Here is a 15,349-nt window from a genome sequence, read left to right on the forward strand (position 1 = left end):
AGAATGCAATTCATCCACCCCACTTTTTATTCCCAACAAGCCATTCCGCAGCTCCTAATGAAAACACTTTTAGAAACAAAAAAATGCCCAAGTTTCCTTGAGCATTTTCGTTATCATTATGTTCTACAATTATGCATTTCCCGCAGCAGCAATCAAGTTTAAGGCAGAACCCGCAACGAACCAACCTATTTGACTGTCATTGTAAGTGTGGTTTGCCAAGATGCTATCTTTAGAACCATCAGCGTGAACGAATTCTAAAGTCAAGGGTTTGCCGGGACCAAAATCAACCAAGTCCACGAAGTTGATGGTGTCATCTTCTTGAATTTTGTCATAATCGGCTTCATTAGCAAAAGTCAATCCTAACATTCCTTGTTTTTTCAAATTGGTTTCGTGAATACGAGCGAACGATTTTACCAAAACCGCTTTCACACCCAAGAAACGAGGCTCCATTGCAGCGTGTTCCCGAGAGGAACCTTCGCCGTAATTGTGGTCGCCCACAACAACGGAGGCTATTCCAGCTGCTTTGTAGGCACGTGCTACCGTAGGAACTGTATCGTATTCTCCGGTCAATTGGTTTTTAACGGAATTGGTTTTTTCAGTAAAAGCATTCACTGCGCCTATCAACATATTGTTTGAAATATTATCCAAGTGACCACGGAAACGCAACCAAGGTCCAGCCATAGAAATATGATCGGTAGTACATTTTCCGAAAGCTTTAATTAATAATTTGGCTCCCATAATATTTTTTCCGTCCCAAGCTTCGAATGGTGCCAAAAGTTGCAATCTGTCTGAAGTTTCAGAAACCGCCACCACTACGCCGCTTCCATCAGCTGCCGGCGCTTGGAATCCATTATCTTCAACGGCAAACCCTTTTTTGGGTAACTCATCACCATAAGGCGCAGTCAATTTGACTTCTTCGCCATTGTCGTTGATCAACGAATCGGTCAAAGGGTTAAAGTCCAAACGACCTGCAATGGCCAATGCAGCCACCATTTCTGGTGATGTTACAAAAGCGTGTGTATTTGGGTTTCCATCGGCACGTTTAGAGAAGTTTCTATTGAACGAATGAACGATGGTGTTTTTCTCTCCTTTGTCAGCTCCTGCTCTATCCCATTGTCCTATGCAAGGACCACAAGCATTGGTAAACACTTTGGTTCCCATTTTTTCGAAAGTAGCGATGATGCCATCTCTTTCGATAGTATATCTAATTTGTTCCGATCCGGGATTGATACCGAATTCTGCTTTTGGAGTGATTCCGTGTTCTACCGCTTGGTTTACGATAGACGCAGCACGAGCCATATCTTCATAAGAAGAGTTGGTACAAGAACCGATTAATCCCCATTCTACTTTAATTGGCCAACCGTTTGCGGCAGCTTCTTCTTTCATTTTAGATACTGGAGTTCCTCTGTCTGGCGTAAAAGGGCCATTGATGTGTGGTTCTAATTCCGAAAGGTTAATTTCGATTAGTTGGTCGAAATACGTTGCCGGATTAGCGTAAACTTCTGGATCGGCGGTCAAGTAAGACGCTACTGTATCGGCTGCATCAACCACGTCTTGACGACCTGTTGCAGAAAGGTATCTTCTCATCGATTCGTCATAACCAAAGGTAGAAGTAGTCGCTCCGATTTCGGCTCCCATATTACAGATGGTTCCTTTTCCAGTACAAGACATTGAAGTTGCTCCTTCGCCAAAATATTCGACGATAGCGCCTGTTCCACCTTTTACAGTAAGAATATCGGCTACTTTAAGAATTACATCTTTGGGTGCAGTCCAACCTGATAATTTTCCGGTCAATTTTACGCCTATTAATTTTGGAAATTTCAGTTCCCAAGACATTCCTGACATTACATCAACCGCGTCAGCACCACCAACACCAATGGCTAACATTCCCAATCCGCCAGCATTTACAGTATGCGAATCGGTTCCAATCATCAAACCTCCGGGGAAAGCATAGTTTTCCAAAACGATTTGGTGAATAATTCCTGAACCTGGTTTCCAAAAACCAATTCCGTATTTATCAGAAACAGAAGAAAGGAAGTCAAAAACTTCTTTGGATTGTGTATTGGCTACAGCCAAATCTTTTTCTGCTCCATTTTTAGCTAGAATCAAGTGATCACAGTGAACCGTGGTTGGAACCGCAACCGTTTTTTTACCAGCGTGCATAAATTGCAACAATGCCATCTGAGCCGTTGCATCTTGACAAGCCACTCTATCTGGAGCAAAATCAACATAATCGACACCTCTCGAAAAAGTTTGACTAGGTTGTCCTTCCCAAAGATGAGTGTACAATATTTTCTCAGTCAATGTTAGCGGACGACCGACTAATTCACGTGCAGCATCAACACGACTAGTCATATTGGCATACACTTTTTTAATCATTTCAATATCAAAAGCCATAGTATTTATAGTATTTAGTTTTGTAAATCTTTTTTGAATATTACAAGGTACAAAAAAATTGAATACAAAAAAAAGCCTGAATCATTAGACCCAGGCTTTTAAACTAAAATTAACTAATTATGTGAATTATTTAACTAATAACTTATGTGAAGGCGCAAACTTAGTTAGGTTGATCCCTTCTACGCAACGAACCCCTAGCTGTTGTAGGATGTACTTTGTTAGGTATTAAGTTTCTTTTTATCCGTTATCTTTTTTGTTGATTTTTTCTTTTTAAAGAAGTCACTCAAAGCTTTTTCTTCGGTCAACGTTAATGAACTCAATCCTCCAATAGTATCAATTTCTAAATCTAATTTTTTAGTTTTCATAATTATGTCATATCCTACAACGTTCCTAGTCTTCACGTCTGTTGCGGACTAAAGAAGCCGGAACTTTCGGTTATGCACTGAACTCAAAGATATAAAACAAACTTTGGCTGCAGTACTTTTTTTCGTCAAAATATTTGTAACAAAAAAGCCCCCATATTTGGAAGCTTCTTTTAGCCCTTAAAGAGTAAAGCGTCTTGCCTTTCGGCTTTGAAGAGACTTAGTCTAGGCATTGTCTAATACAAAAGTATAGCGATTTATTCTATTATACGCAATTTTTCCATTGTATTAATTTATAGTTTTTACGTTATTTATAGATTATGGTAATTCTAACTCCATTTTATAGTTTATTTTGCCACGCTCTTTTTGTTTTAAAACTGTTTTATCGTTATGAATTTCTACAATATATTGAGGGTCACGATAGCGAAAATTTTCAATTGCCATTGCAGTCCAAATAGTGATTTCAAAAGAGTTTAAACTTTCGAAATGATATTCTGCAGCTACATTTAAGAAATCTTTCTCGCCTGAAGTTTTATCTTGTAAAACTATTCTAAAACTTGTTTTTGGATTGAACGGCGGATAATTTATAATTGACCCATAACGCATTGAATAATGTAAAACGTGTATTAATGTGTTTTCAATTAATTTACATACACTTTCTTCTTCAATTCCATTTCTTGGTGTACCATCGTCTTCGCCGAAATCTTTACGTATATTATAATGCTTATCTTTAAATAAATTAGTTTTAAATGTTAGCTCGTAATTTGTAATAAACTTAGCATTTATAGAGCATATGTTATCGCCATATATTTCAGAATCAACAATGCTTGTCATTATTCGCTTTCTCTTTTCTCGTTTTGGTTTATTTTCATCCATTCAAAAATATTTTCGCAATATTACAAATAAATTACTTAATGACTTATCATATTAAAATGTCTATTTTACGTTTTCGCGTAGTATTGCAGCCGACTAGCTTGTAGGCCTAACAAAATAAGACCTATGCACCCAGTATTTGGTTACTTTGTATAATAAACTTTATGTTTTTCCAAATATAGTATTTTTCACGAACAAACCACAGAAGAGCTTTAATTTCGATAATACAAAATATTTGGGATATTGCTAAAAAAAGCCTGAGTCATTAGACTCAGGCTTTTAAACTTTAATTAACTAATTATGTGAATTATTTAACTAATAACTTATGTGAAGGTGCAAACCTAGTTAGATTGATACCTTCTACCGCTGTTTTATATTCTTCGATTGTTGGAGTGACGTTCGCTCATTTCCCCCAGAATAGGACAATAATTTTATTTTAGGGAATGCCTAGTAAAGCTGGCCTTAATCCATTTTTTAAAATAAATCTCTCATCTCAATTTTAAGAGCTTTGCAGATTTTATGTAATGTTGTTATAGAAGTACTTATTTCGCCTCGCTCAATCCTTCCTACTTGGTTTCGAGGTATATTGGCGTCATAAGATAGAGTTTCTTGAGACAGATTTATTTCTAATCTTCTCAATCTTATTTTTTCTCCTACCGATTTTACTAACGTTATTTCGTCATTTTCTAGCACAGATTAAAATTGCACTTATCTTGCAAAATAACTTGACACATATTTGTGTTATTTAAAATATTTTTATATCATTGCTAAAAAATTAAACTTTACTATAATGACTAAAATTTTTGCGGTTTGGGACAATTTAAATAAAAGTCAAAAATTGACAGCTATGACTATTCTGGGCATATTTAATATTGCAAGTGAGAAAAAAGAAACCAAAATAAAAAGAGAAAATCTCATTAATTTATCTCTTAAGGAACTGGACATAAAATATAAAGAATATGATGACTATATAAATTGTATAAATCCTGAAATAATTCGGAATAAATTAACTGACATAAGCAATTCAGAAAAAGACCTTCTTATTACTTTAGCATATGAAGTATTATTTTGTGATGGAATGCCAAACGAAAAAGAATATGTACTTATGGAGAATCTTTTTAAAAATATAGCAAAGATAAATCAAGATGAGTTAATGAAAGGTTTTCAAAAAATACAAACGTTATTGAATCATTTCACTTAAAACCATCAAATTAGACTCTAGATAACATTAAGAATCGGAAAATAAAAACGCAATATTTTATTGATAAAAATTAAATTTATGCAGAAATTGGAAACTTTAGTAAATCAGATTTTAAATTCAAGAATTCCTTTAGAAATAGATGATTTAAGAAATCAAGTTAATAATTTAGTGTTTTCATATAATAAAAGCTCTATTTTAAAAAAACTTTGCTATTGGAATAATATTATTGATTTACGTATGGAACATATAAAAGAAAATTTAGAAATTCCGGGGAATAAAGAGAATGTATTGGCAATTATTGATTGTGTTGCTTCACTCGAAGCAGAAATTAAAGCTTAATTTTTTTAATTATGAAAAAACTTATACTTCTTCTTTTCGCAATTATTCTATTTTCTTGTTCATCAGATGATAATAATTCTTCAAATTCTGCTTTTAACCCTCCCGCTTGGATTCAAGGAACGTGGGGTGTCAAGGCAGATGGCAATACACCTGAAACGCCTTTGTATAAATTTACCTCTAATAATCTTTGTCAGTTATCACAAGCAACCTCTTTGTGTTGGAAAGAAAGTATTGCACAAGCTCCGAGTATATATTCAGGTTCTGATGTCTCCACTGATTCTTCGTACGAAGCAAATTTAATTCAATCACAAGGTGCAGTTACATTTACCTTAAAATTTAAAAAAGTATCTGCAACAAAGATTATTTGGGTTTATAACGGTATTAATTCAGAACTAGAAAAACTTAATTAACTAATAGAAAATTAATTTTAATTATGCTATTTAAAAACAACTTACTGACATCTGAGGACTTTAATGACAAAGTTTCAGGTCTAAATAATCAATATAGTTGTTGGTCTAAAGATATTAAAACTGCAAAAGACGGATTATCCGAAGGTAAGAACTTAATTTGTATAGTTTCTACTAGCTATCCTAAAGGCAATTCATTTGTTAGAGACTACGTTTATGTGGGATTTCATACGGATTTAGAAAGTTTCTTTTCAATTGATTTTAATGATTATTACGCAGCCTATTTTTTATTTATACCAACGGAGAGTCTTAAAAAAGATGATATAAATGACATTATTTTAGACATTCAAAATATTCATTCAAAACATAAAATTAACGAACTCGAAATAAAACTAATTGAGTAAGTTTATCTTCTACTGACTCATCTACTTTTTTAAGTATTGATTTAATAAGAGTGTAACTTTCTCCGTCTAAAACTTCAATAATTTTTTTAGCTTTATCATTGATTTCACCCCAATAATAGTTTGCTTCTTCTTGCGATGCTATTTCTGCCATCTTACTTTTTGTTTTTTAAAATTGGTTCGTATAATTCTAACTAACGTTTTGTTAATGTTTTATAAATCAAGTATTTGCAAAATTATTTTTTTCTTATTAATTCCTTTCATTTCTCAACTTTTCCTCGTTAGCTTACGGGGTCAGGGCGGTAGTCTAGGGGGAATGACGGCTAACTCGTTTATATGTTTTACAAAATCAGATCTAAACACCCAAAACCAGGTCGCTTTGTCTGACAAACGTGTACTTTATTTATTTTCAAATATAGTATTTTTCTCTTACAAAGCATTAGAAGAGTTTAATTTCTGTAATACAAAATATTTGGTATAGCGTTAAAAAAAAGCCTGAATCATTCGACTCAGGCTTTTAAACTATAATTAACTAATTATGTGAATTATACCGATTAGCAATATATAAGAGTCCAATAAATTGTACTCAATATATTGTCTATCGGCATTAACCATTGTAAAATTTTAAAATGGATTAGACCATTTTAAAATTACAGTTGGTATTATTTAACTAATAACTTATGAGAAGGCGCAAACTTAGTTAGGTTGATTCCTTCTACCGCCGTTTTATATTCTTCAATTGTAGGAGTTCTGCCCAAGATTGTTGACAAAACTACAACCGGTGTAGAAGAAAGCAAAGATTCTCCTTTTTTACCTTCAGTATCTTCAACAACTCTTCCTTGGAAAAGACGCGTAGATGTTGCCATAACGGTATCTCCTTTGGCTGCTTTTTCTTGATTACCCATACAAAGGTTACAACCTGGACGCTCTAGGTATAGCATTTTTTCGTAAGAAGTTCGTGCCGCAGCTTTAGGAACATTGTCGTCGAATTCGAAACCAGAATATTTTTGTAAAATTTCCCAGTCGCCTTCTGCTTTTAATTCATCAACAATATTATAAGTAGGAGGCGCAACCACTAATGGCGCTTTGAACTCTACTTTACCATTTTGCTCATCAATATTCTTGAGCATTTGCGCTAGAATTTTCATATCGCCTTTGTGAACCATACAAGAACCTATAAATCCAAGATCTACTTTTTTAACGCCACCATAGAAAGATAGAGGTCTAATGGTATCGTGAGTATATCTTTTAGAAACATCAGCATTATTAACATCTGGATCTGCAATCATTGGCTCAGCAATTTCATCCAAATCAATAACAACTTCAGCATAATACTTAGCATTTGCATCCGGTCTTAAGGCTGGTTTTTCTGCTGAAATAATCTCAGCAATTCTCTTATCGGCAATAGCAATCAATCCTTTCAGCACCTGATTTGTGTTGTCCATTCCTTTGTCAATCATAATCTGAATTCTACCTTTTGCCATTTCTAGCGATTCAATCAAGGTATAATCTTCAGAAATACAGATAGAAGCTTTTGCTTTCATTTCTGCAGTCCAGTCAGTAAAAGTAAAGGCTTGATCCGCATTCAGCGTTCCTAAGTGAACCTCAATAATTCTCCCTTGGAATACATTTTCTCCACCAAATGTCTTAAGCATTTGAGATTGTGTAGCGTGAACTACGTCACGGAAATCCATATACCCTTTCATCTCCCCTTTGAAAGTCACCTTAACCGATTCTGGAATTGGCATCGAAGCTTCACCCGTAGCCAATGCAAGCGCAACAGTTCCTGAGTCAGCACCAAAAGCAACACCTTTTGACATTCTGGTATGAGAGTCACCACCGATGATGATAGCCCACTCATTTACAGTAATATCATTCAGTACTTTATGAATTACATCGGTCATTGAATGATAAACGCCTTTTGGGTCACGAGCTGTGATTAAACCGAAGTCGTTCATAAATTTCATCAATCTAGGAATATTTGCCTTCGATTTATTATCCCAAACTGAAGCAGTATGGCAACCTGATTGGTAAGCACCATCAACAATTGGAGAAATCACAGTAGCAGCCATAGACTCTAATTCCTGAGAAGTCATCAAACCAGTTGTATCTTGCGAACCAACAATATTTACGGTCACACGAACATCAGAACCAGCGTGTAAAATTTTACCTGGAGTAGTTCCAACTGCATTTTTATTGAATATTTTTTCTACCGCTGTTAGACCTTGTCCTTCGATAGAAACTTCTTTCGATGGCGCATATACAGGAACAATAGGAATACCAAGAGTCTTTGAAGCAAATGTTTGTAATTTTTTTCCAAATACAATTGCATAAGAACCTCCCGCTTTTATAAATTCAATTTTTTGCGGTGTGAATGCTTTAGCAATATCAATTAATTCTTTATCTCCGTTATACAATTTTTTTGTTTTGGTGTTGATGGTAAGAACAGTACCAGTAGCCACAGAATACACTTCTTCAAGAATAGGATCACCGCTTTCATTGCGAACAATGTTACCATTTTCATCCAATTTTTTAACCCAGTTCTTAAGGTCTAAACCTATACCACCGGTAACATCTACAGTAGTAAGGAAAATTGGAGAAATACCGTTTGTTCCTGCAACGATTGGAGCAATATTTATAAACGGAACATAAGGACTTGCTTGTTTTCCGCTCCAAAGTGCCACGTTATTTACCCCTGACATTCTGGAAGAACCCACACCCATAGTACCTTTTTCAGCAATTAACATCACGCTTTTATCAGGATTCGCTTCAGCTAAAGCTTTGATTTCAGCTTGTGCTGCTGGAGAAATTAAGCATTTACCGTGCAATTCACGATCTGAACGAGAGTGTGCTTGGTTTCCCGGAGAAAGTAAATCAGTAGAAATATCTCCTTCGCCAGCAATAAAGGTAACTACTTTAATTTCTTCTGCAATTTCGGGTAATTTAGTAAAGAATTCAGCCTTAGCATAGCTTTCTAAAATATCCTTGGCAATTGCGTTACCGCTTTTGAAAGCTGCTTCCAAACGATCTGTATCCGCTTCATAAAGAAAAACTTGTGTTTTTAAAACTTCAGCAGCTTCTTTTGCAATAACAATATCATCACCTAAAGCTAAATCAAGCAAAACGGCTATAGAAGTCCCACCTTTCATATGCGATAATAATTCTAAAGCAAAAGCAGGCGTAATTTCACCAACTACTGATTGACCTAAAACGATTTCCTTTAAAAATTTAGCTTTCACATTCGCGGCAGGAGTAGTTCCTGGAACCACATTGTAAATAAAGAACTTAAGAGAATCTTCTCGATATTCGTTATCTAAATCTTTAATTTGAGCAATGATTTCGCTTAATAAATCGGCTCCATCAATTGGCTTAGGATGTAAACCTTGGCTCTTTCTATCTTCAATCTCTTGAATGTAATCTTTATAAATACTCATAATAGTTTCAGTGTTTTAGGCAGATTTCTGAGATGAATTCAAAATTAAACGCCTTGGTGTTTTTTGGTTTATTAAGTAATTTATTTGCTTGGTTTTACTTTTAAAAAATCTCGTTTCGTTATTAAAACTAAACGAATATTTTTTAGCATTGCAAATTTAAGAATTTATGATGAGTTTTAAAAAATATTAGCAGAATAAGCTGTTTCAAGTCTAATAATTACACATTTAATAAATAATGTGTAATTTTTTGTAAAATTCTAAAAATCAGATTAATTATTTAACTATTCAACACAGAACAAAGGTGTGAAATTAAGTTGATTTATAATTTTACATCCAATTTTTAGCCTTAAAACACGAATTACTATATTTTGGGCACTAACAAAAAAAATCTACATCAACTTATCAATAATCATTTCTTCGGTAATTCCTTCGGCATCGGCTTTGTAGTTCTTGATAATTCTGTGACGAAGAATTCCGGTAGCAACGGCTTTTACATCTTCTATATCTGGAGAAAATTTTCCGTTGAAAGCGGCATTGGCCTTGGCCGCCAAAATTAAATTTTGCGAGGCTCTTGGTCCTGCACCCCAATCGAGATAATTTTTAACAAATTCGTTAGACAAAGCATTATCAGGACGTGTTTTACTAACCAAAGTTACCGCATACTCTATAACATTATCAGCCACTGGAATCCTACGAATGAGGTGTTGAAAATCGATAATTTCTTGAGCTGTAAACAATGGATGTATAGTAGAACTTGAATCGGAAGTAGTTCTTTTTACCACCTGAACTTCTTCTTCAAAAGAAGGATAATCCAACTTAATCGCAAACATAAATCGGTCCAATTGCGCTTCTGGCAATGGATAAGTTCCTTCTTGCTCAATGGGATTTTGGGTTGCCAAAACAAAATAAGGCAATGCTAATTTATAATTCTGACCTGCAATAGTTACAGCACGCTCTTGCATTGCTTCAAGCAAAGCGGCTTGTGTTTTTGGCGGTGTTCTGTTGATTTCGTCCGCTAGAATAATATTAGAAAAAATGGGACCTTTTATAAATTTGAACTGGCGATTTTCATCTAATATTTCGCTACCTAAAATATCGGAAGGCATCAAATCTGGTGTAAATTGAATTCGTTTAAAATCGAGCCCAAGTGCCTGTGCCAGCGTGTTAACCATCAAAGTTTTTGCCAAACCGGGAACACCCACTAAGAGTGCGTGACCGCCAGAAAAAATGCAAAGTAGAATTTGATCTACTACCGCATCTTGTCCCACAATAATCTTGGCGATTTCAGTTTTTAATTCGTTTCGTTTTTGAACTAGGTTATGTATTGCTGCTACGTCTGACATATTGGAGGTTAGAAGTTAGAGGTTAGAGGTTAGAAGTTAAAAGTTAAAGGTTAGAAGTTAGAAGTTGGAAGCGGTCTTAATACTAAATACTCACATCTTAATACTACTTCTTTAACCAATTGTTTGTAAAAGTACAATCTCTGTACTCGCCATTTACTTTAATGTATGTATCTTTAATTTTATCATCAAACCATTTGCCAATGGCTTTAATTTGTTTTTCTTTCAACGCTAAGTCTTTAATTTTTATGTAATCCTTAGCATAATCAGCAGTGTGAGAATCAATTCTGTTCGTAACTGTAATTATCTTGAATTTCTTCTTCCCTGATTGATCTTCGTCCATTAAGGGCAAAGAAATTTCATTGTCTTTTAAATTGGAAACCTGACTGTATAGGGCTGGATCCATTTTGGTCAACTCAAAACGAGTATCCTGAGTTTTTGGATTGATTAGAGCACCTCCATTTGTTCTGGTTTCTTTTTCGTCAGACATTGTTTTTGCTGCCTTGTCAAAAGTAATCTCCTTATCAACAATCCGTTTTCTGATTAAAGTAATTTTCTCTTTTGCTTCTTTTAAATCAGCCGGAGTTACCGCCGGAATCAATAAAATATGGCGCAACTCTATATCTTGTCCTTTTATTTTTTCAACATAAATAATGTGATAACCAAAATCAGTTTCAAAAGGTGCTGAAATTTCACCTTCTTGAAGACTAAATGCCACTTCTTTAAATTCTTTTACAAATTGAGTTTTTCTATTCATCTTGTAATATCCGCCAGTAGCTCTTGAACCTGGATCTTGAGAGTACAAAACAGCCTTTGTCGCAAAACTAGAACCACCTTCCTGGACTTCTTTTTTGAACTCATTCAATTTATCAATCACTTTTTGCTTTTCGGCATCTGAAACTTTTGGAGTTACAACAATTTGAGCTACTTCCATCTCGGCACCAAAAACAGGCAAATCAGCTGTTGGTATTTTTTTGAAAAAACTGCGAACTTCTTCGGGCGTAATTTCGACAGCTTCAACGATTTTTTTTTGCATTTCAGAAGTTAGTTTTTGCTCTTTCAAAATATCAAAGAAATAAGTTCTAAACTCTTCTTCACTATTTTTCTTATAGTAACTAACCACTTTATCCATAGAACCTATTTGCTCTACCATATAGTTTAATCTCTCTTCCATCATCGATTTCACCTCTCCATCGGTAACTTTAACACTGTCTTGAACGGCTTGATGCGCATACAATTTGTCTTCCATTATTTTTCCTAATATCTGACATCTGGTAATATCTTTTATAGAACCTCCTTGACTTGAAATTTCTAAATAGGATTTGTCAATATCCGAATCCAAAATGATGTAGTCACCCACTTTTGCGATTACTCCATCTATTTTTTGCTTTTGGTAAGAATTAGCTTTTTTGATGGTATCACTAACACTTTCTTTAATGATTTCTTGTGCTATTGCTATTCCGCTCGAAAATAATAAAAGCAAAACCGTAAGATTAATTTTATTATTTAAGGATTTCATTAGTATTGTTTTAATAAGCATATTATTGAAGCTGTATTTTATTTTAATTAAAAATTGTTGGGAAATTAGCATAGTATTTTATAATCGTCTAGTCTTGATTAATTTTGATCAAATATACATTTTATGAATGAAGAAAGAGAAATAATTTATAACTCAATCACAATAAATTCTAATTGTAAATTTAGCAATTCAATGATACAATACAAGTTTAGTTCGGAGTATTAACATAAATTTATAAGCTAAAATGTACAATCTCAAATTTGTTTATTGAATAATATAAAATTCGAATCCATCGCAAATAGCTATTTCTAAAAAAAAAATCAATTATTTGCCCTCACAGAATGGTCAAAGCAAAAAAAACCGTCAAAATTGACAGCTTTTTACTAGAATAAATATTCATTTATAAGAAATTTAATTTTTTAAATTTTCAATGAATTGATCAAATAAATAAGCCGAATCATGAGGTCCGGGACTTGCTTCTGGATGATATTGAACAGAAAAACAATTTTTATTTTTCACTCGCATACCGGCTACAGTTCCATCATTTAAATGAAGATGCGTGATTTCCATATCAGGATGATTGTCTAATTCTTCTTTGTTTACGGCAAAACCGTGATTTTGAGAAGTGATTTCTCCTTTTCCTGTGAGCACATTTTTTACAGGATGATTGATTCCTCTATGTCCGTTGAACATTTTGTAAGTCGAAATTCCGTTGGCCAAAGCAATCACTTGGTGACCTAAACAAATCCCGAACAATGGTTTGTCATTGGAAAGAATTTCTTTTGCCAAATCAATTGCTCCAAAAAGCGGATCAGGATCACCAGGTCCGTTGGACAAGAAAAACCCATCTGGATTAAATTCAGCTAATTCTGAATATTTAGAATCGTATGGAAATACTTTGATGTAACAATCTCTTTTGGCAAGGTTACGAAGGATATTCGTCTTGATTCCTAAATCTAAAGCAGCAATCTTATACGTTGCATTTTCGTCTCCAAAAAAGTAAGGTTCCTTGGTAGAAACTTTTGATGCTAGTTCTAAACCTTTCATATCAGGAACATTGGCCAATGCTGCTTTAAGTTCTTCAATTGGCGTATCATCAGTACAAATGACGGAATTCATTGCGCCGTTATCACGAATATAACTAACGAGTCCTCGTGTGTCAACATCAGAAATGCAGATTAGGTTTTGTTTTGTAAAATAATCTTCCAAGCTTCCTATGGAATCCTCTCTGGAATAATTGAAACTGAAATTTTTACAAACCAATCCAGCAATTTTTATGCTATCCGATTCTATCTCTTTTTCGTTTACGCCGTAATTTCCAATATGAGCATTAGTAGCCACCATTATTTGTCCAAAGTAGGAAGGGTCTGTAAATATCTCTTGGTATCCAGTCATTCCAGTATTAAAACAAACTTCACCAAAAGTGGTTCCTGAAATTCCGATAGATTTCCCGTGGAATATAGTTCCGTCACTTAATAGAAGAATGGCGCTTTTTCGTGTTGTGTATTTCATTGGTTGCTATATATTATTTTTAAAAATCTCATTTAATGGAAATTGCAAACCTTATTCAATTTTTATTAAACTGATTTGCAAACTTAATTAATTACTGCTAAGGTCATAATGTTTAAGCAAAATTTGCAAAGTTATTTTGGGCAAAAAAAAAGGACAAACTACTAAAAGTTTATCCTTGATTTTTTATTTGTCAATTAATTTCATAATTAAACCTTATCTTCTGCTGGAGTTTCATCTTCAGAATCTGCCGCAGGAGCTTCATCGATAACTTCTTCTGAAGTTGATTCAACTTCTGCGACTGCTACTTCTTCAACTTCTGCGATAGGAGCTACAACTTCAGCGACTGGCGCTTTTTCTGCAACTTCATCTGCTTTTTTAGCTTTTCCACCACGACGGCTTTTTGCTTTTTTAACTTCTTTTTTACCTCCGTTGTAAAGTTCATTGAAATCTACAAGTTCGATCATTGCCATATCAGCATTATCTCCCAAACGATTTCCAACTTTAATGATACGTGTGTATCCACCTGGACGGTCACCTACTTTTGCAGCTACATCTCTGAATAAATCAGTTACAGCATATTTGCTACGTAAATAAGCAAAAACAATACGACGATTGTGAGTCGTGTCAGCTTTAGATTTTGTTATTAATGGCTCAACAAATTGTTTAAGCGCTTTTGCCTTAGCGACAGTAGTATTAATACGTTTGTGCTCGATAAGAGAACAAGCCATATTAGCTAGCATAGAACTTCTATGTGCAGTCTGTCTGCTTAAGTGATTGAATTTTTTTCCGTGTCTCATTGCTATTTTAAATTTAACCCCGATAAATCAGGATTAGATTACTCTTTATCTAATTTATATTTTGCTAAATCCATTCCGAAGTTCAAATTTTTAATTGCCACTAGTTCATCTAGTTCAGTTAAAGATTTTTTACCGAAATTACGGAATTTCATTAGGTCATTTTTATTGAAAGATACTAAATCTCCAAGTGTATCAACTTCTGCCGCTTTCAAACAATTTAATGCTCTTACAGAAAGATCCATATCAACAAGCTTAGTTTTAAGCAATTGTCTCATATGCAATGACTCTTCGTCATATGATTCTGTTTGTGCGATTTCGTCAGCTTCAAGAGTAATTCTTTCGTCAGAAAACAACATGAAATGGTGAATTAAAACTTTGGCAGCTTCAGTAAGGGCATCTTTTGGATTGATTGAACCATCAGTTTTTATTTCGAAAACTAATTTTTCGTAATCTGTTTTTTGCTCTACACGGAAGTTTTCAATAGCATACTTAACATTTTTTACAGGAGTAAAAATAGAGTCAGTAAATATCGTTCCAATTGCAACATTTTGTTTTTTGTTCTCTTCAGCAGGAACATATCCTCTACCTTTTTCGATTGTCAAATCGAAATGTAGTTTGATTTTAGGATCTAAATTACAGATTACAAGTTCTGGATTCAAAACTTGGAAACCTGAAATAAATTTCTGGAAATCACCAGCTGTCAATTGATCTTTACCAGTTACAGAAATAGTAACTGATTCATTATCTATATCTTCAATTTGACGTTT

Annotated in this window: 15 protein-coding genes; 4 read left to right on the forward strand and 11 right to left on the reverse strand. The window is 34.1% G+C overall.

Features of this window, described 5'->3' with window-relative positions; genetic code table 11:
* Nucleotides 1-129: 129 nt before the first annotated feature.
* The 4 genes from RMO83_RS13140 to RMO83_RS13155 form a co-directional block, all read right to left on the reverse strand.
* Nucleotides 130-2,397: an aconitate hydratase gene (locus tag RMO83_RS13140; protein ID WP_310560158.1), complete on the reverse strand. Its 2,268-nt coding sequence runs from the start codon at nt 2,395-2,397 to the stop codon at nt 130-132.
* Between the two features lie 218 nt (nt 2,398-2,615).
* The gene (locus tag RMO83_RS13145) at nt 2,616-2,762 is read right to left on the reverse strand and encodes a hypothetical protein (RefSeq protein WP_310560159.1); all 147 of its coding nucleotides are present in this window, start codon (nt 2,760-2,762) and stop codon (nt 2,616-2,618) included.
* A gap of 315 nt (nt 2,763-3,077) precedes the next feature.
* Entirely contained in the window at nt 3,078-3,635 is a 558-nt protein-coding gene (locus RMO83_RS13150; protein ID WP_310560160.1) for a hypothetical protein, read from the reverse strand.
* A gap of 471 nt (nt 3,636-4,106) precedes the next feature.
* A complete protein-coding gene (locus RMO83_RS13155; RefSeq protein ID WP_310560161.1) occupies nt 4,107-4,325 on the reverse strand; it encodes a helix-turn-helix transcriptional regulator in 219 nt (72 codons plus the stop codon).
* Nucleotides 4,326-4,422: 97 nt separating this feature from the next.
* On the opposite strand from RMO83_RS13155, the gene RMO83_RS13160 reads away from it, so the two are divergent.
* The 4 genes from RMO83_RS13160 (at nt 4,423) to RMO83_RS13175 (ending at nt 5,983) form a co-directional block, all read left to right on the forward strand.
* Nucleotides 4,423-4,833 (forward strand): hypothetical protein, encoded by a 411-nt coding sequence (locus RMO83_RS13160; RefSeq protein WP_310560162.1) that lies wholly within the window; start codon nt 4,423-4,425, stop codon nt 4,831-4,833.
* A gap of 78 nt (nt 4,834-4,911) precedes the next feature.
* Entirely contained in the window at nt 4,912-5,172 is a 261-nt protein-coding gene (locus tag RMO83_RS13165) for a hypothetical protein (RefSeq protein ID WP_310560163.1), read from the forward strand.
* Between the two features lie 11 nt (nt 5,173-5,183).
* Nucleotides 5,184-5,582, forward strand: coding sequence for a hypothetical protein (locus RMO83_RS13170; RefSeq protein WP_310560164.1), 399 nt, complete (start codon nt 5,184-5,186; stop codon nt 5,580-5,582).
* A 23-nt stretch (nt 5,583-5,605) separates the two neighbouring features.
* Entirely contained in the window at nt 5,606-5,983 is a 378-nt protein-coding gene (locus RMO83_RS13175) for a hypothetical protein (protein WP_310560165.1), read from the forward strand.
* Here the strand turns inward: RMO83_RS13175 and RMO83_RS13180 are convergent.
* The 7 genes from RMO83_RS13180 to rpoA all read right to left on the reverse strand — a co-directional run.
* The gene (locus RMO83_RS13180) at nt 5,952-6,134 is read right to left on the reverse strand and encodes a hypothetical protein (protein WP_310560166.1); all 183 of its coding nucleotides are present in this window, start codon (nt 6,132-6,134) and stop codon (nt 5,952-5,954) included. The genes RMO83_RS13175 and RMO83_RS13180 overlap by 32 nt on opposite strands.
* Nucleotides 6,135-6,642: 508 nt before the next feature.
* Nucleotides 6,643-9,414 carry a bifunctional aconitate hydratase 2/2-methylisocitrate dehydratase gene (locus RMO83_RS13185; protein WP_310560167.1) on the reverse strand — a complete coding sequence of 924 codons (2,772 nt, stop codon included), beginning with the start codon at nt 9,412-9,414 and terminating at the stop codon, nt 6,643-6,645.
* Nucleotides 9,415-9,803: 389 nt separating this feature from the next.
* The gene (locus RMO83_RS13190) at nt 9,804-10,757 is read right to left on the reverse strand and encodes a MoxR family ATPase (protein ID WP_310560168.1); all 954 of its coding nucleotides are present in this window, start codon (nt 10,755-10,757) and stop codon (nt 9,804-9,806) included.
* A 103-nt stretch (nt 10,758-10,860) separates the two neighbouring features.
* Nucleotides 10,861-12,294, reverse strand: coding sequence for a peptidylprolyl isomerase (locus RMO83_RS13195; protein ID WP_310560169.1), 1,434 nt, complete (start codon nt 12,292-12,294; stop codon nt 10,861-10,863).
* Nucleotides 12,295-12,684: 390 nt separating this feature from the next.
* Nucleotides 12,685-13,785 carry a glutamine-hydrolyzing carbamoyl-phosphate synthase small subunit gene (gene carA / locus RMO83_RS13200; protein ID WP_310560170.1) on the reverse strand — a complete coding sequence of 367 codons (1,101 nt, stop codon included), beginning with the start codon at nt 13,783-13,785 and terminating at the stop codon, nt 12,685-12,687.
* 206 nt (nt 13,786-13,991) lie between these two features.
* Nucleotides 13,992-14,582 carry a 50S ribosomal protein L17 gene (gene rplQ / locus RMO83_RS13205; protein ID WP_310560171.1) on the reverse strand — a complete coding sequence of 197 codons (591 nt, stop codon included), beginning with the start codon at nt 14,580-14,582 and terminating at the stop codon, nt 13,992-13,994.
* 38 nt (nt 14,583-14,620) lie between these two features.
* A partial coding sequence (gene rpoA, locus RMO83_RS13210; protein WP_310560172.1) for a DNA-directed RNA polymerase subunit alpha occupies nt 14,621-15,349 on the reverse strand: 729 nt, incomplete at its 5' end.

Origin of the sequence: Flavobacterium sp. (assembly GCF_031423415.1) — a bacterium.
GTDB lineage: Bacteria > Bacteroidota > Bacteroidia > Flavobacteriales > Flavobacteriaceae > Flavobacterium.